At 70.3% G+C, this 18947-nt stretch carries 18 protein-coding genes and 1 tRNA gene; 11 read left to right on the top strand and 8 right to left on the bottom strand.

Going from position 1 to position 18947, the window contains the following annotated elements:
* Positions 1-28: 28 nt before the first annotated feature.
* Together FIU88_RS14345 and FIU88_RS14340 are read left to right on the top strand one after the other, a co-directional pair.
* Positions 29-1036, top strand: a complete 1008-nt coding sequence (locus FIU88_RS14345; protein ID WP_152479668.1) for an NAD(P)-dependent alcohol dehydrogenase — start codon at positions 29-31, stop codon at positions 1034-1036.
* 105 nt (positions 1037-1141) lie between these two features.
* On the top strand, positions 1142-3028 hold the full coding sequence (locus FIU88_RS14340; protein WP_152479667.1) for an ABC transporter ATP-binding protein: 1887 nt from the start codon (positions 1142-1144) through the stop codon (positions 3026-3028).
* Between the two features lie 27 nt (positions 3029-3055).
* On the opposite strand, the gene FIU88_RS19535 is transcribed toward FIU88_RS14340, so the two are convergent.
* On the bottom strand, positions 3056-3187 hold the full coding sequence (locus FIU88_RS19535; RefSeq protein ID WP_301339542.1) for a hypothetical protein: 132 nt from the start codon (positions 3185-3187) through the stop codon (positions 3056-3058).
* A gap of 154 nt (positions 3188-3341) precedes the next feature.
* Here FIU88_RS19535 and FIU88_RS14335 point away from each other — a divergent pair, with 154 nt between their 5' ends.
* Complete coding sequence (locus FIU88_RS14335; RefSeq protein ID WP_152479666.1) at positions 3342-4235, top strand: LysR family transcriptional regulator; 894 nt, start codon at positions 3342-3344, stop codon at positions 4233-4235.
* A 99-nt stretch (positions 4236-4334) separates the two neighbouring features.
* Here the strand turns inward: FIU88_RS14335 and FIU88_RS14330 are convergent, their stop codons facing one another.
* Both FIU88_RS14330 and FIU88_RS14325 read right to left on the bottom strand, forming a co-directional pair.
* On the bottom strand, positions 4335-4550 hold the full coding sequence (locus FIU88_RS14330; protein ID WP_216647279.1) for a hypothetical protein: 216 nt from the start codon (positions 4548-4550) through the stop codon (positions 4335-4337).
* 57 nt (positions 4551-4607) lie between these two features.
* Positions 4608-5888, bottom strand: a complete 1281-nt coding sequence (locus tag FIU88_RS14325) for a DUF4010 domain-containing protein (protein WP_152479665.1) — start codon at positions 5886-5888, stop codon at positions 4608-4610.
* Between the two features lie 222 nt (positions 5889-6110).
* Here FIU88_RS14325 and FIU88_RS14320 point away from each other — a divergent pair, with 222 nt between their 5' ends.
* Positions 6111-6566, top strand: coding sequence for an aminoacyl-tRNA deacylase (locus FIU88_RS14320; protein ID WP_152479664.1), 456 nt, complete (start codon positions 6111-6113; stop codon positions 6564-6566).
* A gap of 60 nt (positions 6567-6626) precedes the next feature.
* Here FIU88_RS14320 and betA read toward each other — a convergent pair whose 3' ends face one another.
* Both betA and betT read right to left on the bottom strand, forming a co-directional pair.
* A complete protein-coding gene (gene betA, locus FIU88_RS14315; RefSeq protein WP_152479663.1) occupies positions 6627-8324 on the bottom strand; it encodes a choline dehydrogenase in 1698 nt (565 codons plus the stop codon).
* 22 nt (positions 8325-8346) lie between these two features.
* On the bottom strand, positions 8347-10413 hold the full coding sequence (betT, locus tag FIU88_RS14310) for a choline BCCT transporter BetT (RefSeq protein WP_152479662.1): 2067 nt from the start codon (positions 10411-10413) through the stop codon (positions 8347-8349).
* Between the two features lie 235 nt (positions 10414-10648).
* Between betT and FIU88_RS14305 the strand changes: the two genes are divergently transcribed.
* The 7 genes from FIU88_RS14305 to FIU88_RS14290 all read left to right on the top strand — a co-directional run bounded on the left by FIU88_RS14305 (position 10649) and on the right by FIU88_RS14290 (position 14659).
* Positions 10649-11092: a LexA family transcriptional regulator gene (locus FIU88_RS14305; protein WP_152479661.1), complete on the top strand. Its 444-nt coding sequence runs from the start codon at positions 10649-10651 to the stop codon at positions 11090-11092.
* Positions 11089-12363: a Y-family DNA polymerase gene (locus FIU88_RS14300; protein WP_152479660.1), complete on the top strand. Its 1275-nt coding sequence runs from the start codon at positions 11089-11091 to the stop codon at positions 12361-12363. The genes FIU88_RS14305 and FIU88_RS14300 overlap by 4 nt, the downstream gene beginning before the upstream one ends.
* Positions 12364-12421: 58 nt before the next feature.
* The gene (locus FIU88_RS19210; RefSeq protein WP_172977623.1) at positions 12422-12571 is read left to right on the top strand and encodes a hypothetical protein; all 150 of its coding nucleotides are present in this window, start codon (positions 12422-12424) and stop codon (positions 12569-12571) included.
* A gap of 40 nt (positions 12572-12611) precedes the next feature.
* Complete coding sequence (locus FIU88_RS14295; protein WP_367613879.1) at positions 12612-13901, top strand: benzoate/H(+) symporter BenE family transporter; 1290 nt, start codon at positions 12612-12614, stop codon at positions 13899-13901.
* A 119-nt stretch (positions 13902-14020) separates the two neighbouring features.
* Entirely contained in the window at positions 14021-14149 is a 129-nt protein-coding gene (locus tag FIU88_RS19530; RefSeq protein ID WP_016853592.1) for a hypothetical protein, read from the top strand.
* A gap of 233 nt (positions 14150-14382) precedes the next feature.
* Positions 14383-14538, top strand: coding sequence for a hypothetical protein (locus FIU88_RS19205; RefSeq protein ID WP_172977723.1), 156 nt, complete (start codon positions 14383-14385; stop codon positions 14536-14538).
* A gap of 45 nt (positions 14539-14583) precedes the next feature.
* A tRNA-Thr gene (locus tag FIU88_RS14290) sits at positions 14584-14659 on the top strand.
* Positions 14660-14755: 96 nt separating this feature from the next.
* On the opposite strand, the gene FIU88_RS14285 is transcribed toward FIU88_RS14290, so the two are convergent.
* Genes FIU88_RS14285 through FIU88_RS14275 form a run of 3 tightly spaced genes read right to left on the bottom strand, consistent with a single transcriptional unit; the run spans position 14756 to position 18935 of the window.
* On the bottom strand, positions 14756-16540 hold the full coding sequence (locus FIU88_RS14285) for a biotin carboxylase N-terminal domain-containing protein (protein ID WP_216647278.1): 1785 nt from the start codon (positions 16538-16540) through the stop codon (positions 14756-14758).
* Positions 16537-18147, bottom strand: coding sequence for an urea amidolyase family protein (locus tag FIU88_RS14280; protein WP_152479658.1), 1611 nt, complete (start codon positions 18145-18147; stop codon positions 16537-16539). The genes FIU88_RS14285 and FIU88_RS14280 overlap by 4 nt, the downstream gene beginning before the upstream one ends.
* Positions 18144-18935, bottom strand: coding sequence for a LamB/YcsF family protein (locus tag FIU88_RS14275; RefSeq protein ID WP_152479657.1), 792 nt, complete (start codon positions 18933-18935; stop codon positions 18144-18146). The genes FIU88_RS14280 and FIU88_RS14275 overlap by 4 nt, the downstream gene beginning before the upstream one ends.
* Positions 18936-18947: the final 12 nt, after the last annotated feature.

Raw genomic sequence — 18947 nt, 5'->3', positions numbered from 1 at the left:
CAAGCTATTAAACGTATCAGGAGGCAGCATGCAGGTCGTCAATCTCAAGGCCCCGGGCGGGCTCGATCGGCTCGAACTCGGCGAGCAGCCGGCCCCCGGCGAGCCCGGCCCCGGCGAGATCCGCGTGCGCCTGCACGCCAGCTCGCTCAATTTCCACGACTACCTGGTGGTGACCGGCGCGTCGCCCGCCGAGGACGGCCGCATCCCGATGTCGGACGGCGCCGGGGTGGTCGAGGCGGTCGGCGAGGGCGTGAGCGAGTTCGCCGTCGGTGACGCGGTGGTGTCCACCTTCTTCCCCGAGTGGCTGGACGGCCCGGCGCGCCACGGCGACTTCGCCACCGTGCCGGGGGACGGCATCGACGGCTACGCCCGCGAGTCGGTGGTGCGTCCGGCGACCGGCTTCACCCGTCAGCCGGAGGGCTGGTCCCACGCCCAATCGGCGACCCTGACCACCGCCGGCCTGACCGCCTGGCGTGCGCTGGTGGGCGATGGCGGCCTCAAGGCCGGCGATACCGTGCTGGTGCTGGGCACCGGCGGCGTGTCGATCTTCGCCCTGCAGTTCGCCCGCATGATGGGCGCCCGGGTGATCGCCACCTCGTCGTCCGAGGCCAAGATGCAGCGGCTGCGCGAGCTGGGCGCCGAGCATGTGGTCAACTACCGCGAGGACCCCGAGTGGGGCCGCAAGGTGAAGGAGCTGACCGGCGGCAAGGGCGTCGACCACGTGATCGAGGTGGGCGGCCCGGGCACCCTGGCGCAGTCCATCGAGGCGGTGCGCATCGGCGGCCACATCTCGCTGATCGGCGTGCTGACCGGCGTCGGCGGTGAGGTGCCCACGGCCAAGCTGATGGCCAAGCAGGCCCGCCTGCAGGGGCTGATCGTCGGCAGCCGCACCCAGCAGCAGGAGATGGTCCGCGCCATCGAGGCCAACGGCATGATGCCGGTGATCGATCGCGAGTTCCCGCTCGGCGAGATCGCCGACGCCTTCCGCCACCAGGAAACCGGCCGCCACTTCGGCAAGATCTGCCTGACCTGGTGATCCCCCCGCCTGAACCCCGCGGGTAGCCCCATCGCGCCGCCGCGCCCTTGCCGGGTGTCGGCGGCGCGCGCATTCTGGAGGCATGCCCGCTGCCCGGAGGCGCCGATGTTCCGCTTCTTCGAGACCCTGGTCGATCCCTATCCCGAGCGCGAGATGGGCGTGCCGCCGCGCGGGCTGTTCGCCTTCATCCGCTTCTATTCGCGCCCGGTGGCGGGGCTGCTGGTGGCCATGTCGGTGGTCGCGGGGCTGGTCTCGGCGGTGGAGCTGGTGTTCTTCCACAGCATGGGCCAGCTGGTCGACTGGCTCTCCAATGCCGAGCGCGAGGGCTTCTTCGCCGCCCACGGCTGGCGCCTGGCGGGGCTGGCGGCGCTGGTGCTGGTGGGCCTGCCGCTGCTGGTGCTGCTGCGCTCGCTGCTCACCCACCAGGGCATCTTCGGCAACTACCCGATGCTCGGCCGCTGGCTCTCGCACCGCCAGATGCTGGCCCAGAGCATGGCCTTCTTCCAGGACGAGTTCGCCGGCCGTGTCTCGCAGAAGGTGATGCAGACGGCGCTGGCGATCCGCGAGACGGTCATGAAGCTGATGGACCTGCTGGTCTACGTGGCCGTCTACTTCGTCGGCGCCATGTGGCTGCTGGGCAGCGCCGAGCCCTGGCTGGTGGCGCCGCTGGTGCTGTGGCTGGCCGGCTATATCGGCCTGATGCGGATCTTCGTGCCGCGGCTGCGCGCGGTGTCCATGGCCCAGGCCGACGCCCGGGCGCGCATGACCGGGCGCATCGTCGACAGCTACAGCAACATCCAGACCATCAAGCTGTTCGCCGACCGTCGCCGCGAGGAGGCCTACGCCCGCGACGCCATGGAGGGCTTCATGACCACGGTGCACGGCCAGATGCGCCTGGCCACCTGGCTGTCGGTGTCGCTGACCGCGCTCAACTCGCTGCTGCTGGCCTCGGTGGCGACGCTGGCCATCGGCGCCTGGTACCTGGAGATGGTGTCGCTGGGGGTGATCGCGGTGGCCATCGCCCTGGTGATGCGCATCCGCTTCATGTCCGACTGGATCCTGTGGGAGGTGGCGAGCCTGTTCGAGAACATCGGCACCGTGCAGGACGGCATCAACACCATCGCCCGCACGCCGGCGGTGCAGGACGCGCCGGACGCGCGTGAGCTTTCCGTGAGCCGCGGCGGGATCCGCTTCGAGGCGCTGCGCTTCGGCTACGAGCGCCCCGGGGCGGCGCTGGAACGGCCGGTGTTCGACGGCTTCGACCTGACCATCGCCCCGGGCGAGAAGGTCGGGCTGATCGGCCGCTCCGGCGCCGGCAAGTCGACCCTCGCCCACCTGTTGCTGCGCTTCTACGACCTGCAGGGCGGGCGCATCCTGATCGACGATCAGGACATCGCCGGCGTCACCCAGGAATCGCTGCGCCGGCACATCGGCATGGTCACCCAGGACACCTCGCTGCTGCACCGCTCGGTGCGCGACAACATCCGCTATGGCTGCCCGGAGGCCGACGACGAGGCGATCATGCGCGCGGTGCGCCAGGCCCACGCCGACAGCTTCCTCGACGAGCTGGTCGATCCCAGGGGGCGGCGCGGCCTGGACGCCCACGTCGGCGAACGCGGGGTGAAGCTCTCCGGCGGCCAGCGTCAGCGCATCGCCATCGCCCGGGTGCTGCTCAAGAACGCGCCGCTGCTGGTGCTCGACGAGGCCACCTCGGCGCTGGATTCCGAGGTCGAGGCCGCGATCCAGGAGCAGCTCTACGCGCTGATGGCGGGCAAGACGGTGATCGCCATCGCCCACCGGCTGTCGACCATCGCCATGCTCGACCGGCTGGTGGTGGTCGACGAGGGGCGCATCGTCGAGGTCGGCACTCACCAGGAGCTGCTGGCCCGCGACGGCCTCTATGCGGCGCTGTGGCGGCGCCAGTCCGGCGGCTTCCTGGGGCTCGAATGCGAAGACGAGGCGGCGCTGTCGGCATTGACCCCGGAGCGGTGAGCGAGGGGCGTTCGTCTATCCGGGGACCTAGCGATGGCGAAGGTGATGCCACCACTGGGCCAGGCCCTGGAGCATCCCCAGCGGCGGCATGGCCGGCAGATAGAGCTCCGGCATGGTGGAAACCTGCGGCCTTTGCGGCCGGGACTCGACATGACGCATGGGGACCTCCCTGTGGCGAACCGCACCAGCGGCCGCCGAATCGGTTTGGGGCCGGGCAGTGTCGCGACCTCGTGGACAGCATGGAGCGGGGCTTTTGATCAATCCAACGAAAAGAACTACATTGGCTTTTCAGATTTTCTGAAGGGTCACGGCCATGAACCGGATGCCCGAGGCCGGGCAGGCCTCGCCGCCGCTGCTGGACACCGAGGTGCTGCGTACCTTCGTCGCCATCGCCGAAAACGGCAGCTTCACCCGCGCCGCCCGTCAGGTGTGTCGCACGCCTTCGGCGCTGAGCATGCAGATCAAGCGCCTGGAGGAGACCCTGGGACAGTCGCTGTTCGTGCGCGAGGCGCGCCGCGTGAGGCTCACGCCGGAGGGCGAGCTGCTGCTGGGGTACGGGCGTCGGTTGCTCAAGCTCAACGAGGAGGCGGTGACCCAGTTCCTGGCGCCGTCGCTGGAGGGACGGGTGGGCTTCGGCATCACCGACGATGTCGGCACCCATATCCTGCCCGGCGTGCTGGCGCTGTTCGCCCGCTCTCACCCGGCGGTACAGGTCGATGTGGTGGTGGGCACCACCGCCACCATGCGCCAGCGCCTGGAGACCGGCGAGCTGGACCTGATCCTGGTCATCGTGGGCCTGCAAGGGCGATCGGCGCGGGATGAGGTGGTGCACCGAGAGCCCCTGGTCTGGACGGGGTGCGAGGGCGGCGTGGCCGTCCGGCGATCGCCGCTGCCGGTGGCGCTGGCCAACCACGGCTGCCCGTGGCGCCAGACGGCGCTGGACGCCCTGGAACGCGCCGGCCTGAGCTATCGGGTCGCCTATACCTGTGAGCATTGCACCGGGCAGGAGGCGGCCATGCTCGCCGACCTGGCGGTGTCGCCCTTTCCCCTGTCCTTGATCCGTCTGCCGCTGCGTCGCCTCGACAGCGACGTCCTGCCGCCGCTGGGCGACTACCAGCTGGCGCTGGTGCGTCGGGATGGCCTCGGCGAGGCCGGCGAGGCATTGGCGACACGGGTGATCGAGGCCTTCCGCGACCTGCGCGGCTAGGGGGGAGATCTCGCGCCGGCATGCGCCGTGTCAGGGGAAGAGGCGAGCCGGGGCCATGCGTGGGATCGGCGCCGCGCATGGGTCCCGGCGGCCACGCTCTCACTCCGTCTCGCACATGCCCTGGGCATGGCACTCGGCATAGCGGCCGAGCCGCCGGGACAGCGGATCGTCGCTGGCGCCCAGCCCGGCCAGCACGCCGGCCCGATCTTCCCGCGAGCGGTGCTGGCCCAGCTTGGCGGTTCCCTCGAGCGTTTCCAGCCGAATCCTGACACCGACCACGCCGCCTTCGGGCTGCTGTTCACCGTGAGCATCCATCGCGACTTCCGCCAGGACGGCGAGCCGCACCTGGACGCGGGCCCCTCGTGCGCGCCGTCACTGCCACCAGGCCACGCCTAACCCGACCAGCAGCGACAGCAGCATCGGCGGTGCGACCCGCTTGCCCAGCGCCGCGCTGCCGAGCCCGGCGGCCATGCCGGCCTTGATCAGGTTGTTGATCGAGGCGGCCAGGATGATGCCGAGCACCGCGGTCGAGGGCGGGATGGCGTCCCGCGAGAGGCGGGTCAGCGACAGGGTGATGGCGTCCACGTCGGCCACGCCGGAGGCCGCCGCCAGCAGGTAGATGCCGGCATCGCCGAGCCAGGCCTGGAGCCACTGGCCGAGCAGCATGATCGCCGCCAGCAGCACGCCGAACAGCAGCGCCATGCGCAGCTCCAGCGGGTTCTGGTGTCGCTCGGGGCGCTCGATGCGCGCCCCCTGGCGATGGCGGCGCCACAGCACCAGGGCCGGCAGATAGAGCAGCAGGGTCATCAGCGCCACCGGCAGGATCAGGCGCGGCAGCAGCGCCGGATGGATCACCAGGCAGTAGAGCAGGATGCGCGGGAACATGGTGCCGCAGGCGATCAGCACCCCGGCCGCCAGCAGCGGCGCGAGGGTCGCCTGCTGGCGCGACAGGCGGCTGAAGTGCAGGGTCAGGGCGGTAGAAGAGCTGAGCCCGGCGAACAGGCTGGTGAACAGGATGCCCTTGGCGGCGCCGCCGAGGCGCATGGCGAAGTAGCCGATGAAGGAGATGCCGGCGATCATCACCACCATCCACCACAGTTCGCGCGGATTGAGCGCCTCGCCGGGGCCCAGGCCGCGGTCGGGCAGCAGCGGCAGCATCACCACCGTGATCAGCAACAGCTTCAGGCCTGCGTCCAGCTCGTGGGCCTGCAGGCGATTCAGCAGGCCGTGGATCTCGCGCTTGTTGTCGAGGATCAGCGCGGTCACCACCGCGCAGGCCGCGGCCAGCGCCAGGTCCACGGCCACCGCCACGGCGCCGAAGCAGAAGGTCAGCAGCAGGCCGACCAGGCCGGTGATGCTGTAGTCCCGACTCTGCGGCAGCCGCGCGCGATAGGCGCTGCCGGCCAGCGCGGCGACGACGACCAGCAGCAGCGGAAAGGCCCATTCGGTGACGGCCTCGGCGAGCAGGGCGGCGAGGCCGCCGAGCAGGCCGACCAGGGCATGGGTGCGCACCCCGGCGATGCGTTCGCCGGCCTTTTGTTCGCGCGCCACCCAGCCGCGCTCGATGCCGATCAGGGCGCCGAGCAGCAGGGCCACGGCCAGCCGGATGGCGGCGTCGTGCCCGGCGAGAAACTGCTGGGTGACCTCTTCCATGCGGCACTCCTGCATGCGATCGAGCCTGTTTCCAGCATAGGCGGTGGCGCCGGTCCGCTCGCGTTGGCCCGGTGCCTTGGCCGTCGATGCTCAGGCCTTGACGGACACCGGGTGACGAGCTCGCCGAGCGCAAGAGGATGGGCTATACCGCAAATGAGGTGACCCTCGAGCCGTCCGGTGGCGGCGCAGCGGCTCTTTCATGCCATAGCGGAGGGAATTGTCATGCCCATGGAGCGCGTCAAACGCTTTCTCGACGAGAACGGCGTGAAGTATGTCATTCATCAGCACTCGACGGCCTACACCGCCCAGGAGGTCGCCGAGGCGGCCCACGTGCCCGGCCGCCACTTCGCCAAGAGCGTGATGGTCGAGATCGACGGCCGATTGGCGCTGGCGGTGCTGCCGGCCACCGACCGGGTCGACCTGCAGCGCTTCGCCGGGGCCGTCGGCGCCAGCCGCGTCGAGCTGGCCAGGGAAGCCGACTTCCAGGACCGCTTTCCCGACTGCGAGCCGGGGGCGATGCCGCCCTTCGGCAACCTGTTCGAGATGGAGGTGTTCGTCTCGCCGCACCTGGCCGAGGCCGATCTGATCGCCTTCAGCGCCGGCAGCCACCACGAGGTGATGCAGCTGGCCTTCGGCGTGTTCGAGGACCTGGTGAAGCCGGCCGAAGTGGCGATGTAGGCGGATCGCGGTATCGCGATACGGGGCGTGGCGGCCGCGATGACCGGCGTGCCCGGCGGCTCAGTCCGCCGGGCGCTGCGGTGGGGCCTCGCGCTGCTTGACCTGCCAGGCCTCCAGCGAGAAGGCCGGCGCCGTGGATGGCGGCAGCGGCTCGCGGCCGAGGACGTGGTCGGCGCCTTTCTCGCCGATCATGATGGTCGGTGCATTGATGTTGCCGTTGGTGACGCTGGGCATGATCGAGGAGTCGATCACCCTGAGGGCCTCGATGCCGTGGACGCGGCACTCGGGGTCGACCACCGCCATGGCGTCGGTGCCCATGCGGCAGGAGCCGCAGGGGTGATAGGCGGTCTCGGCGGTCTCGGCGACCCAGGCGTCGATCTCGGCATCGCTCTGCACCCCGGGGCCGGGGGAGAGTTCCTCGCCGCGATAGGGGTCGAAGGCGGGCTGGGCGAAGATCTCGCGAGTCAGCCGCAGGGCGCGGCGGTAGTCGGCCCGGTCTTCCTCGTCGTTCAGGTAGTTGAAGAACATCGAGGGCGGGGCCTCGGGGTCGGCACAGGCCAGCCGTACGCGCCCGCGGCTGCGAGGCTTGTTGGCGCCCAGGTGGACCTGGAAGCCGTGGCCCTCGGCGGCGCTGGAGCCGTCGTAGGCGATGGCGCCGGCCAGGAAGTGGTACTGGATGTCCGGGTAGCGCAGCCCCTCGCGGCTGCGGATGTAGCCGTTGGACTCGAACTGGTTGCTGGCGCCGAGCCCGGTCTTGAAGAAGAACCAGCGGGCGCCGATCAAGGCCCGGGCCAGCGGGTTGAGCCAGCCGTTGAGGGTGATCTTCTGGGTACAGCTCTGCTGCACCCAGACCTCGAGGTGGTCGTGGAGGTTCTCGCCCACCCCGGGCAGATCGTGGACCACCTCGATGCCGTGCTCGCGGAGGTGATCGGCGGGGCCGATGCCGGACAGCATCAGCAGCTTGGGCGAATTGAGGGCGCTGGCCGAGAGGATCACCTCGCGCCGCGCCCGCACGCGAAGCGTCTTGCCGCGCTGGCGGTATTCGACGCCCACGGCGCGCTTGCCGTCCATCAGTACCCGGGTGGTCAGGGCGTGCATCTCGAGCGACAGGTTGTCGCGTGACAGCGCCGGCTTGAGGTAGGCGTTGGCGGTGGAGCAGCGCACGCCGTCACGCACCGTCATGTCCATGCGGCAGAAGCCTTCCTGGCGATAGCCGTTGTAGTCTTCCGTCTCGCCATAGCCGGCCTGGCGGCCGGCCTCGATGAAGGCGCGGTAGAGCGGGTTGGCCATGTTGTTGCCGTTGCAGACGCCGAGCGGGCCGCCGCTGGCGCGATAGGGATCGGCGCCGTAGAGGCAGTCCTCGGCGCGCTTGAAGTAGGGCAGCACCTCGGCATAGCTCCAGCCCACGGCGCCGCGTTCCACCCACTCGTCGAAGTCGCCGGCGCAGCCGCGCACGTAGGCCATGCCGTTGATCGAGGACGAGCCGCCGATCACCTTGCCTCGCGCCTGATGAATGCGCCGCCCGCCGAGGCCGGGTTCCGGCTCGGTGTGGAACTCCCAGTCGAAGCGGGGCTTGTTGAGCGGGATCGAGAAGGCGATGGGCATCTGGATGTAGATGGAGTCGTCCTTGCCGCCGAACTCCAGTACCAGCACCTGGTGCTGGCCATCGGCGCTCAGCCGGTCGGCCAGCACCGAACCGGCCGAGCCCGAGCCGACGATCACGTAGTCCACGATCCGGTCGAAGGTCTCATCGTTCATGGCGTCGTTCCTCGTCGCGTCATCAGTCGCCGCTGGCGGAGGGGGCGTCGGGCATGGGGGCCTCCCCGCCGGGAAGCTCCCGCTGGGTGTGCAGGAAGAACAGGTGGCGCTCGTACTGGTCGAGGATGTCGGCGATCACCTGCTCCTTGGTGTAGCCGTAGATGTCGTAGCCCTGGCCGCCCTCGCCGATGTGCACCTGCATCCGGTAGTAGTGGGTCCCGGCATGGGTGGCGCGGATCGAGAAGGCGGGCATGGCGCAGCGATGCGGCCAGACCTGGTAGGTGAAGCTCGGCTCGTCGCCGAGGTCGACGTTGAACTCGAGGTGTTCCTCCGCTCCCTCGCCTGCGACCAGGGCCGCGCTGACGCCCTGATCGCCGAGCACCTCGCGGATCTCCTCCATGGCCGGCCGGACCGCCTCGCCGAGGAAGCGCCGGGCCTGCTCGTGATTGGGGAAGTTCATGGCCCGCGAGAGGCGCCGGCGCCAGGAGTGTCCCGCGGCTTCGCCGGGCAGGCGGCCCGACAGGTGGCCGGCCATGCTGCCGCGCAGGCTGTCCTCCTTGAGGCCCTCGACCTTCAGCGCCTTGAACAGGCCGATCATCATCAGGAACAGCACGAAGGCGAAGGGCAGGCCGGTGATCACCACGGCGCTCTGCAGGGCGCCCAGGCCGCCGGCCATCAGCAGTGCCAGGGTCAGGATGCCGATGATCGCCGCCCACAGGATGCGCATCCAGGAGGGCGCGTCGTGGTTGGGGTCGGTGAGCACCGAGGTCAGGTTGGAGAGCACCAGCGAGCCGGAATCCCCGGAGGTGACGAAGAACACGATGGCCAGCACCGTGGTGATGCCGGTGGTCAGCCAGATCCAGGGGTAGTTCTGCAGGAACAGATAGATCGACGAGCCGGGATTGTTCATGGCCTGCTCGCCGAAGTCGGCGATGCTGGCGCTGCCGGCCATCACCAGATCGATGGCGCTGTTACCCATGATCGACATCCACGCCATCATGAAGGTCAGCGGCAGGATCAGGGTGCCGGTGACGAACTGGCGGATGGTGCGGCCCCGGGAGATGCGGGCCAGGAACAGCCCGACGAAGGGGCCCCAGGCGATCCACCAGGCCCAGAAGAACACCGTCCAGGCATTGAGCCAGTCGGCGGGCGGGTCGAAGGCGTAGGTGTCGAACGATAGCCGGACGAAGTGGGCCAAGTAGTCGCCGACGTTCATCACCAGGGCATTGAGCAGGAACAGCGTCTTGCCGGTGAACAGCACGAACAGCATCAGCAGCACCGCCAGCAGCATGTTGAACTCGGACAGCCGGCGGATGCCCTTGTCGACCCCGGTCACCGCCGAGATCGCCGAGAAGACCACGATCAGCACCGCCAGCGCCGCCTGGGTGACGGTGTTCTCCGGCAGGCCGAACATGTAGTGCAGGCCGAAGTTGAGCTGGATGATGCCGATGCCGAGGCTTGTGGCGATGCCGAACACGGTGCCCAGCACCGCGGCGATGTCCACGGTGTGGCCGATGGGGCCGTGAATGCGGCGCCCGAAGAGCGGGTAGAGCGCCGAGCGGATGGTCAGCGGCAGGCCGTGGCGATAGCTGAAGAAGGCCAGCGACATGCCGACCAGGGTGTAGATGCCCCAGCCCGATAGCCCCCAGTGCAGGAAGGTCAGCTCCATGGCGTGGCGGGCGGCCTGCTGGGTGCCGCCCTCGCCGACCGGTGGGGCGAGGAACTGGGTCACCGGCTCGGCGATGCAGAAGAACAGCAGGTCGATGCCGATGCCGGCGGAGAACAGCATCGCGGCCCAGGTGATGACGTTGAAGTCCGGCGTCGAGTGCGCCGGGCCCAGGCGCAGCTTGCCGTAGCGGGACAGTCCGATGCCGATCACGAAGACCAGGTAGGCCACCACCGCGAGGAAGTAGAACCAGCCGAAGCTGTCCGAGATCCAGGCCAGCACGGCATTGATGACGCCGCCGGCCGCCTCGGTGAAGAACATGGTCCACAGCGCGAAGGCAACGATGCCGATGGCCGAGCCGTAGAACACCACGGGGTTGATGCGATCGCGGGGCGATTCGCTGGGAGCGTCGGTATGGGCCATGCGCTGACTCCTTGTGGGCCTCGTCCTGGGCGGTGAGGCTTCGTCCGCAGCCGTGCCCGGGCGGGGCCGCCGGGGCGGAGGCCGAGGGGGCTCGACGGGACGCCTGGGGATATCTGGGTATAGGTAGGTAGCCGCACGGGCGTCAAGTGGCGTCTCGGGGACGGGGCATTCGACTTGCCACTTCGAGGGTGTCGCTTGATACTGTTTATAAATACAGTATCAGAAGGAGGCTGCCATGCCGCTATCAGGAGCGTCGATCGCCGTCGGGACAGGCCGTGCCGGATCGGCGCAGCCGTTGCTGGGATGCCGGGTGCGAGCCGGTTTCCCGAGCCCCGCCGACGATCATCTGGACGTGGAGCTCGACCTGCACGCCCACGTGGTGCGTCGCCCGGCGTCGACCTTCTTCGTGCGCGCCGAGGGCGACTCGATGCTCGGCGACGGCATTCATGACCGCGACCTGCTGGTGGTGGACCGCAGCCTGGAGCCGCGGCCCGGGCGGGTGGTGATCATCGCCGTGGACGGCGAGCCCACGGTCAAGCGGCTGGTTCGGCGCGGCGACGCCCTGGTGCTGGAGGCCAGCAATCCGCGCTTCGCGCCGATCCCGCTGGCCGGCCGCGAGTGCCACGTGTGGGGGGTGGTCACCCATGTGCTGCACGCCCTGCCGGGGGCGGCACCGTGATCGCCCTGGTCGACAGCAACAACTTCTACGTCAGCTGCGAGCGGGTCTTCGACCCGCGCCTGGAGGGCCGGGCGGTGGGCGTGCTCTCCAACAACGATGGCTGCGTGGTGGCGCGCTCGGCGGAGCTCAAGGCGCTGGGCGTGGCGATGGGCATGCCGGCGCACCAGATTCCGCCCGCGCAGCGTCGCCGGATGACGCTGCTGTCCAGCAACTACGCCCTCTACGGCGACATGAGCCGGCGCGTGAACCGGGTGCTGGGCGAGTTTTCGCCGGCGATCGAGACCTATTCCATCGACGAGAGCTTCGTCGGCCTCGACGGCCATGAGCCCGACGACCTCGAGGCCTGGGGCCATCGGGTGCGCGGGCGGGTGCTGCGCGATACCGGCATCCCGACCTGCGTGGGGCTGGCGCCGACCCGGGTGCTGGCCAAGACCGCCAATCGCGTCGCCAAGACGCACCCCGCACTGGGCGGCGTCTGCCGCCTCGAGGCCGACGCGCCCGAGACCCGGCGTGTGCTCGAGGCGCTGCCGGTGCACGCGCTGTGGGGCATCGCCCGGCGCAGCGCCGAGCGGCTGGCGCTGCAGGACATCCACACCGCCTGGCAGCTGCGCCAGGCCGATCCCAAGCAGATCCGGCGCACCTTCTCGGTGGTGATGGAGCGGCTGGTCTGGGAGCTGCGCGGCCGGCCGGCCATCGCCCTGGAGGACGTCACCGAGCCGCGCCAGCGGATCATGGTGTCGCGCTCCTTCGGCCGGTTGACCGGCGAGCAGGCCGAACTACGGGCGGCGATTCGCCAGCACGGCGCCCGGGCCGCCGAGAAGCTGCGCCGCCAGGGCAGCCGCGCCTGCGCGGTGCTGGTGTTCGTGCGCAGCGACCCGCACCGGCTCGGCGAGCGCCAGTACCGCAACGGCCAGGTGGTGGCACTGCCCGGCCCCAGCGACGACACCCGGGAGCTGATCGCCGCCGCCCAGCGCGGCCTGGCGGCGATCTTCCTCGACGGCGTGCGCTATCAGAAGTGCGGGGTGATGCTGCTCGACCTGGTCGACGCCGAGCGTCATCAGCTGTCGCTGCTGCAGGCCGGCGACGGCCCCGAGCGGCGGCGCGGCGAGGCGCTGATGGCCACCCTCGATCGCCTCAACGGCCGCATGGGCCGCGACACCGTGCGCTTCGGCGTGCCCGGCGAGCACGCCGCCTGGCCGCTGCGTTGCGAGCATCGTACCGCGCGCTACACCACCCGCTGGAACGAGTTGATGAGGGTCAAGGTGCGCTGAAGCCTCTCACGGATAGCGGCCGCTGCGGCGGTTTTCCACCAGTACCTCGAGGATGGCGTTGGCCTCGCGCATCACCGGTGAGGGGCTGCAGAGCCTCGACATCGGCGCCTCCTTCTGGGCCCGGGTGCTGGGCGTGTTCATCTCGTGGGTGTTCGAGACCGAGGACTTCGAGTTCATTCGCCGGGACGCCCACGAGCCCAGCGCCTGACACCGGGCCCGCTTCGCGATACCGTCTTCTCCGTTGGTCCGTGGCTGCCTGGCAGCGCACGGGCCTTTTTTCTCTCGCGGTGGCGCCGGCTCGGCGTCTCCGCCCGGATCTCGCCAAGGAACTCGCCATGCGACGCTTCAAGGACTGGTCGATTCCCGCCGTCACCGCCGGTTTCGTGGCGGTGCTGATCTCCTATGCCGGCCCGCTGGCCATCTTCTTCCAGGCCGCCCAGAGCGCCGATGTCTCGCCGGCGATGATGACCTCCTGGGTGTGGGCGATCTCGATCGGCGCCGCCGTGTCCGGCATCGGGCTCAGCCTGTGGCTGCGCGTGCCGGTGGTGACCGCCTGGTCGGCGCCGGGCACGGCGCTGCTGGTGACGCTGTTTCCGGAGCTCTCGCTCAACGAGGCGGTGGGCGCCTATCTCACCGCGGCGGCGGTGATCTTCGTGATCGGCGTGAGCGGCTCCTTCGATCGCATCATCCAGCTCATTCCGGCCGGCATCGCCAGCGCCATGATGGCCGGCATCCTGTTCCAGTTCGGGGTCGGCGTCTTCGAGTCGCTGGCCACGGTGCCGGCGCTGATGATCGGCATGCTGCTGGCCTATCTGGTGTTCAAGCGCCTGACGCCGCGCTATTGCCTGGTGTGGCTGCTGATCGTCGGCGTCGGCCTGGCCGTGGCCCTGGAAGGCGCGAGCCTGGATGGCGTCAGCGTGCAGCTGGCCTCGCCGACCTTCATCGCGCCCGAGTGGACCTGGCAGGGCACCCTCGGCCTGGCGATCCCGCTGGTGCTGGTCAGCCTGACCGGGCAGTTCCTGCCGGGCATGGCCATCCTGCGTACCTCCGGCTACAACACCCCGGCCCGGCCGATCGTCACCGTGGCCGGCCTGACGTCGCTGGCCACCGCCTGCTTCGGCGGCATCACCACGGCGATCGCGGCGATCACCGCGGCGATCTGCACCGGTGAGGAGGCGCACCCGGACCGCGACAAGCGCTACGTGGCGGGGATCGCCAACGGCCTGTTCTATCTGATCGGCGGCACCTTCGCCGGCACCATCGTGCTGCTGTTCACCTCGCTGCCCGGGGAGTTCGTGGCGGTGCTGGCCGGGTTGGCGCTGATCGGCGCCATCGCCAGCAACCTCAGCGACTTCGCCGCGCGCAAGGAGCATCTCGAGGCCTCGGTGATCACCTTCCTGGCCACGGCCTCCGGCGTCAGCTTCCTGGGGCTCGGCTCGGCCTTCTGGGGCGTGGTGATCGGCGCCGTCGCCTATAACGTGCTGCATCGCGGCTTCGCGCGGCGCGAGGAAAGGAAGCAGGTCCCGAAGACGCGCTAGGCCAGGCGTCGCGGGGCGTTGTGGCACTCGGCGGGACCGTGACGGGCAAGGTTTTTAGACTAAAGTCGTTAGACTAAGGTATAGTTTTATCGTCATCCATCGACGCAAGGAGTCACACCATGACGACTGCCACTGCCCGTCCTTCCCTGGCCAAGCGCTTCGGCAAGCGTGCCTACCGCGTACTGGAAGTGATGACCGAGAACGCCTATCGCAACTTCCAGAACCGCATGGCCTACGCCTACATCTAAGGCGCAGGGTTCGACCGGCACCTGATCCTGGCGGTCCGCGACCTCGCGGACGCCGGGTGCCGGCCACCTTTCCCTCGTTCCCGCTCCTGTTCTGCCGTATCTCGCCGAACGTCCATCCCCGATGCAGGGACTCCCCCCGGACGCGGCGCCCCGCTCGAGCCTCTCCCATCCTGGCCGATAACCTTCCGACGCGTCAGGGAGGACGACTCGTGCCGTGAGGGGATGCAAGCCAGATGATCGATCGTGAAACCCGGCGTGGCCGCCGACCCGGCGGGCGTCTGTTCGTCTGCCTGTCGAGCGTGCTGCCGGATCTTTCCATTCGAGACGATGGCGGGCGCACTTTGCCGCCGCCGGAGGGCACCCTGCTGGCGGCCAGCGTCGGGCGCTGAGGCCTCTTGGCAGCGCGGCGTGTCGGGTCGTATGATGCCCGGCACGCCGGCGTAGCTCAGCTGGTAGAGCAACGCACTCGTAATGCGTAGGTCGGTGGTTCGAGTCCACTCGCCGGCACCAGAAAGACCATGAAAAACGGCCACTTGCGATTGTTCGCAGTGGCCGTTTTTGCGTTGGTGCTGGCGCGAGTGTCAGCCAGGTGCCGGTGAGGTGCCGTCAGGCCGGGGTGATCCGTCCGAGCGTGTCGCCGGCGGCGAGCGTGCTGCCGGCCTGGGCCTCGATGACGAGCGTGCCGTCGCGGCCGGCGACGATCTGGGTCTCCATCTTCATCGCCTCCATGATGGCGACGACCTGGCCCTCCTTGACCGAGTGTCCATCCTCGACCTGCCAGGCCAGCAGCGTGCCGCTGATCGGCGCGCTGATACCGCCTTCGTCGGCGTCCGCGGTGTCCTGGCCGGCGACCGCTTCTCCGCCGAGCGAGAGCCCCTGAAGCAGGCCGGTGGGCAGGCCGATGCGATGGCGCTTGCCGTCGATGTCGATCATGGCGTGCAGCATGCCGGGCTCGCTGGCCGGCGGCTGGCGGGGCGCCCACTCCAGGGCGTCGTCGAAGTCGGTCTCGATCCAGCGCGTATGCACACGGAAGGCGTCCTCGCCGGTGAAGTCCGGGTGTGCCATGACGGCGCGGTGGAAGGGCAGTACCGAGGCGACGCCCTCGATCTCGAACTGCGCCAGCGCCCGGCGGGCGCGGGCGATGGCCTGCTCGCGGGTGGCGCCGGTGACGATCAGCTTGGCCATCAGCGAATCGAAGTGGCCGGAGACGCTGTCGCCGCCTTCGACGCCGGTGTCGAGCCGCACGCCGGCCCCGCCGGGGGCACGGAAGGTGGCGATGCGCCCCGGGGTGGGCAGGAAGCCCTTGGCCGCGTCCTCGGCGTTGATGCGGAACTCGAAGCTGTGGCCGCGCGGCGCGGGCGACTCGCTGAAGGATAGCGGCAGCCCCTCGGCGATGCGCAGCTGTTCGAGGACCAGGTCGACGCCGGCGGTCTCCTCGGTAACGGGATGCTCGACCTGCAGCCGGGTGTTGACCTCGAGGAACGACAGGGTGCCGTCGCTGCCGAGCAGGAACTCGACCGTGCCGGCGCCCACGTAGCCGGCCCTGGCGCAGATGTCGCGGGCGGCGCGATGGATCTCGTCGCGCTGCTCATCGCTCAGGTGCGGCGCCGGCGCCTCCTCGACCAGCTTCTGATTGCGCCGCTGCAGCGAGCAGTCGCGAGTGCCGACCACCACGACCGTGCCGTGACGATCGCCCAGCACCTGGGCCTCGATATGACGGGGGCGGTCGAGGAACTGCTCGACGAAGCACTCGCCGCGTCCGAAGGCGGCCTCGGCCTCGCGCACCGCCGAGTGATAGAGCTCGGCGACCTCGTCCATGCGCCAGGCGACCTTGAGCCCGCGCCCGCCGCCGCCGAAGGCGGCCTTGATGGCGATCGGAAGGCCATGCTGCTCGGCGAAGGCCACTACCTCCTCGGCGCTTTCCACCGGATCCTGGGTGCCCTGCACCAGCGGGGCGCCGGCTTCCAGCGCCAGCCGGCGCGCCTCGACCTTGTCGCCGAGAGCCTCGATGGTCTCGGGGTTCGGGCCGATCCACACCAGCCCGGCGGCCTCGACGGCGCGCGCGAAGTCGGCCCGCTCCGAGAGGAAGCCGTAGCCGGGATGCACGGCATCGACGCCGGCGCGATGGGCCGCATCCAGCAGTTTGTCGATCGACAGATAGCTCTCGCCCGGGCGCTCGCCGCCCAGCGCGAAGGCCTCGTCGGCCAGGCGCACGTGCATGGCGTCGAGGTCGCCGTCGGCATAGACGGCCACCGAGGCGGCGCCGTAGTCGCGGCAGGCGTGAATGACGCGCACCGCGATTTCGCCACGGTTGGCGATCAGCACCCTGCGGATGGGCCGATGCGCGATGTGGGTGTCGGAGATGGCGTGATGGTGGTGGGGAGTGTTCATGAGGAGGCCTCGCCGCCGAGCGGTGAAAAGTCGGTGATCGGGTTGAAGCGGATATGGGCATCGGCAGGAATCTGCCCCGCCAGGTCCAGGTGATGGTCAGCCACGCAGGCGATCACCGGGTAGCCGCCCGTCAGAGGATGGTCGGCCAGGAACAGCACCGGCTGCCCGCTGGCGGGCACCTGGATGGCGCCGGTGACCGTGCCTTCGCTGGGCAGCTCGGCGTCGTCGGCGCGCTCGAGCGCTTGCTCGCCCTCCAGGCGCAGGCCGACGCGGTCCGACTGCGGGGTGACCCGCCAGTGCTGGGCGCAGAGCATCTCCCGGCCCCGGGCCGTGAACCAGTCGCTGCGCGGGCCCATGACCACATCCAGCGTCACCGTCTGGCCGGGCCGCGGCAGCTCCCTGCTGGGGGAAGGCTCGAGGGACAGCGCCGTGACCGGCAGGTCGGCCGCCCGCAGCTGGTCGCCGCGGGCCAGTGGTGCGGGCCCCAGCTTGGCCAGGGTGTCGGTGGCGCGGCTGCCGAGCACCGGGGCGACCTCGAAGCCGCCACGCAGGGCGAGATAGCTGCGCAGGCCGGCGCTCGGCGTGCCCAGCGTCAGGACGTCGCCGGCGGCCAGCTCGATGGGCCGGTCGCCGGCGGGGAGTTGCGTCTCGCCGGTCGCGGTGCGGATCGATACCGCCAGCGGCGCGCCGGCCAGGCCGATCAGCACGGGGCGATGGCAGCGCAGCCTGAGCCCGCCGAGTGCGATCTCGAGGGCGGCGGCATCCGAGGGGTTGCCGACGCGTCGGTTGGCGGCGCGCAGGGCGCCCTGGTCCATGGCGCCGGCCGTGGAGACGCCCTGGTCGGTCTGCCCCGGGCGGCCGAGGTCCTGGAACAGGGTCTGGAGGCCGGGCTGGATGACCTCCAGCATCGGCACAGGGAGGGCGCCGCCGTCGGCGCGGGAGGTGTCGCGAGCGGGCGTGTCGATGTCGGGCGCGGGCACGCTGGTGCGCTCGGGCGGGGCGTCGGTGGCGATGAAGCGGACCCGCATGCCGGGCTGCAGCAGGGCCGCCGGCGTGCGCTCGACGTCCCACATCTCCAGCGGCGTGGTGCCGATCAGCTGCCAGCCGCCGGGGCTGGCCGTCGGGTAGATGCCGCTGAAGGTGCCGGCCAGTGCCACGGCGCCGGCGGGAATCCGGGTGCGGGGCGTGGGGCGGCGCGGCACGTCGAAGCCGGCACCGCCCGCGAGATAGGCGAAGCCCGGGGCGAAACCGCAGAAGGCGACGCGATAGTCGTGCTCGCCGTGGCGCCGGATCACCTCGTCGGTGGTGAGGTCCAGCAGCCGTGCGACGTCATCGAGGTCCTCGCCGGCGTAGTGCACGGGAATCTCGATCCGCTCGCCCCGGCGATGGTCGCCGCCGCTCGGCGGCTGGGCGAGCAGGCCCCGGGTCAGCTCGGCGGCCGTGATGCGCTCTGGCGCGAAGTGCACCAGCAGCGTGCGTGCGGCGGGCACCAGCGTGGTGACCCCGGCGATCGGCGCTTGCTGAAGGCGCTCGTGGAGCCCGAGCGTCTGCGCCAGGTCGTCGAGCTCGACCAGCAGGGCGCGCTGGTTGACGGGAAGAATTCTCATGCTGGCTCCCGGGACGTTGCGGAACCGGTTCCGACGAAGGCATGCAGGTTTACGCCGGCGGCGAGCAGGCGCTCACGCACGGCCTGGGCCATGGCGATCGCGCCGGGGCTGTCGCCATGCACGCAGATGGAGTCGGCGGCGATGGCGACCTCGTCGCCTTCCACGCTTTCGAGCGTGCCATGCCGGACCAGGCGCAGCATGCGTTCGGCGACGAGATCGACATCGTGCAGCACCGCGCCGGCCTCGCGGCGCGAGACCAGCCGGCCGTCGCGATGGTAGGCGCGGTCGGCGAAGGCCTCGGCGGCGGTGGCGAGGCCGGCGTCCCGGGCCCAGTCGTTCAGCGGCGAGCCGGCCAGCGTCATCAGTACCAGGGAGGCATCGGCGGCCTGGATGGCCTCGATCACCGCCTCGGCCTGGCGACGGTCGTGAGCGATGGCGTGATAGAGCGCGCCGTGCGGCTTGACGTAGCGCACGGCGGTACCGGCCGCGCCGGCCATGCCCTGCAGGGCGCCGATCTGGTAGATCACATCGGCGCGCAGCTCGTCGCTGGCGATCTCCATCGGGCGGCGGCCGAAGCCGACCAGGTCCGGGTAGCTGACGTGGGCGCCGACGGTCACGCCGCGCTCGGCGGCGGCGGCCAGGGTGCGGGCCATGCCGGCGGGGTCGCCGGCATGGAAGCCGCAGGCGATGTTGGCGCTGGTGACCAGGCCCAGCATGGCGTCGTCGTCACCCATGCGCCACTGGCCGAAGCTCTCGCCGAGATCGCTGTTCAGGTCGATGCGGGACATATGCGGACTCCT

Origin of the sequence: Halomonas sp. THAF12 (genome assembly GCF_009363675.1) — a bacterium.
GTDB classification, from domain to species: Bacteria; Pseudomonadota; Gammaproteobacteria; order Pseudomonadales; family Halomonadaceae; genus Halomonas; species Halomonas smyrnensis.
The sequence above is the reverse complement of the archived record's forward strand: the minus strand, read 5'-3'. Positions and strand labels throughout refer to the sequence as shown.

Bases quoted from the DNA above. Each gene is read 5' to 3' on its own strand.
- FIU88_RS14305 (WP_152479661.1), top strand. From the start codon at position 10,649: ATGCCGCTATCAGGAGCGTCGATCGCCGTCGGGACAGGCCGTGCCGGA.
- FIU88_RS14330 (WP_216647279.1), bottom strand. From the start codon at position 4,550: ATGGATGCTCACGGTGAACAGCAGCCCGAAGGCGGCGTGGTCGGTGTC.
- FIU88_RS14285 (WP_216647278.1), bottom strand. From the start codon at position 16,540: ATGAACACTCCCCACCACCATCACGCCATCTCCGACACCCACATCGCG.
- FIU88_RS19530 (WP_016853592.1), top strand. From the start codon at position 14,021: ATGACGACTGCCACTGCCCGTCCTTCCCTGGCCAAGCGCTTCGGCAAG.
- FIU88_RS19535 (WP_301339542.1), bottom strand. From the start codon at position 3,187: ATGCGTCATGTCGAGTCCCGGCCGCAAAGGCCGCAGGTTTCCACCATG.
- FIU88_RS14275 (WP_152479657.1), bottom strand. From the start codon at position 18,935: ATGTCCCGCATCGACCTGAACAGCGATCTCGGCGAGAGCTTCGGCCAG.
- FIU88_RS14320 (WP_152479664.1), top strand. From the start codon at position 6,111: ATGCCCATGGAGCGCGTCAAACGCTTTCTCGACGAGAACGGCGTGAAG.
- betA (WP_152479663.1), bottom strand. From the start codon at position 8,324: ATGAACGATGAGACCTTCGACCGGATCGTGGACTACGTGATCGTCGGC.
- FIU88_RS14345 (WP_152479668.1), top strand. From the start codon at position 29: ATGCAGGTCGTCAATCTCAAGGCCCCGGGCGGGCTCGATCGGCTCGAA.
- FIU88_RS14340 (WP_152479667.1), top strand. From the start codon at position 1,142: ATGTTCCGCTTCTTCGAGACCCTGGTCGATCCCTATCCCGAGCGCGAG.
- FIU88_RS19205 (WP_172977723.1), top strand. From the start codon at position 14,383: ATGATCGATCGTGAAACCCGGCGTGGCCGCCGACCCGGCGGGCGTCTG.
- FIU88_RS14325 (WP_152479665.1), bottom strand. From the start codon at position 5,888: ATGGAAGAGGTCACCCAGCAGTTTCTCGCCGGGCACGACGCCGCCATC.
- betT (WP_152479662.1), bottom strand. From the start codon at position 10,413: ATGGCCCATACCGACGCTCCCAGCGAATCGCCCCGCGATCGCATCAAC.
- FIU88_RS14335 (WP_152479666.1), top strand. From the start codon at position 3,342: ATGAACCGGATGCCCGAGGCCGGGCAGGCCTCGCCGCCGCTGCTGGAC.
- FIU88_RS14280 (WP_152479658.1), bottom strand. From the start codon at position 18,147: ATGAGAATTCTTCCCGTCAACCAGCGCGCCCTGCTGGTCGAGCTCGAC.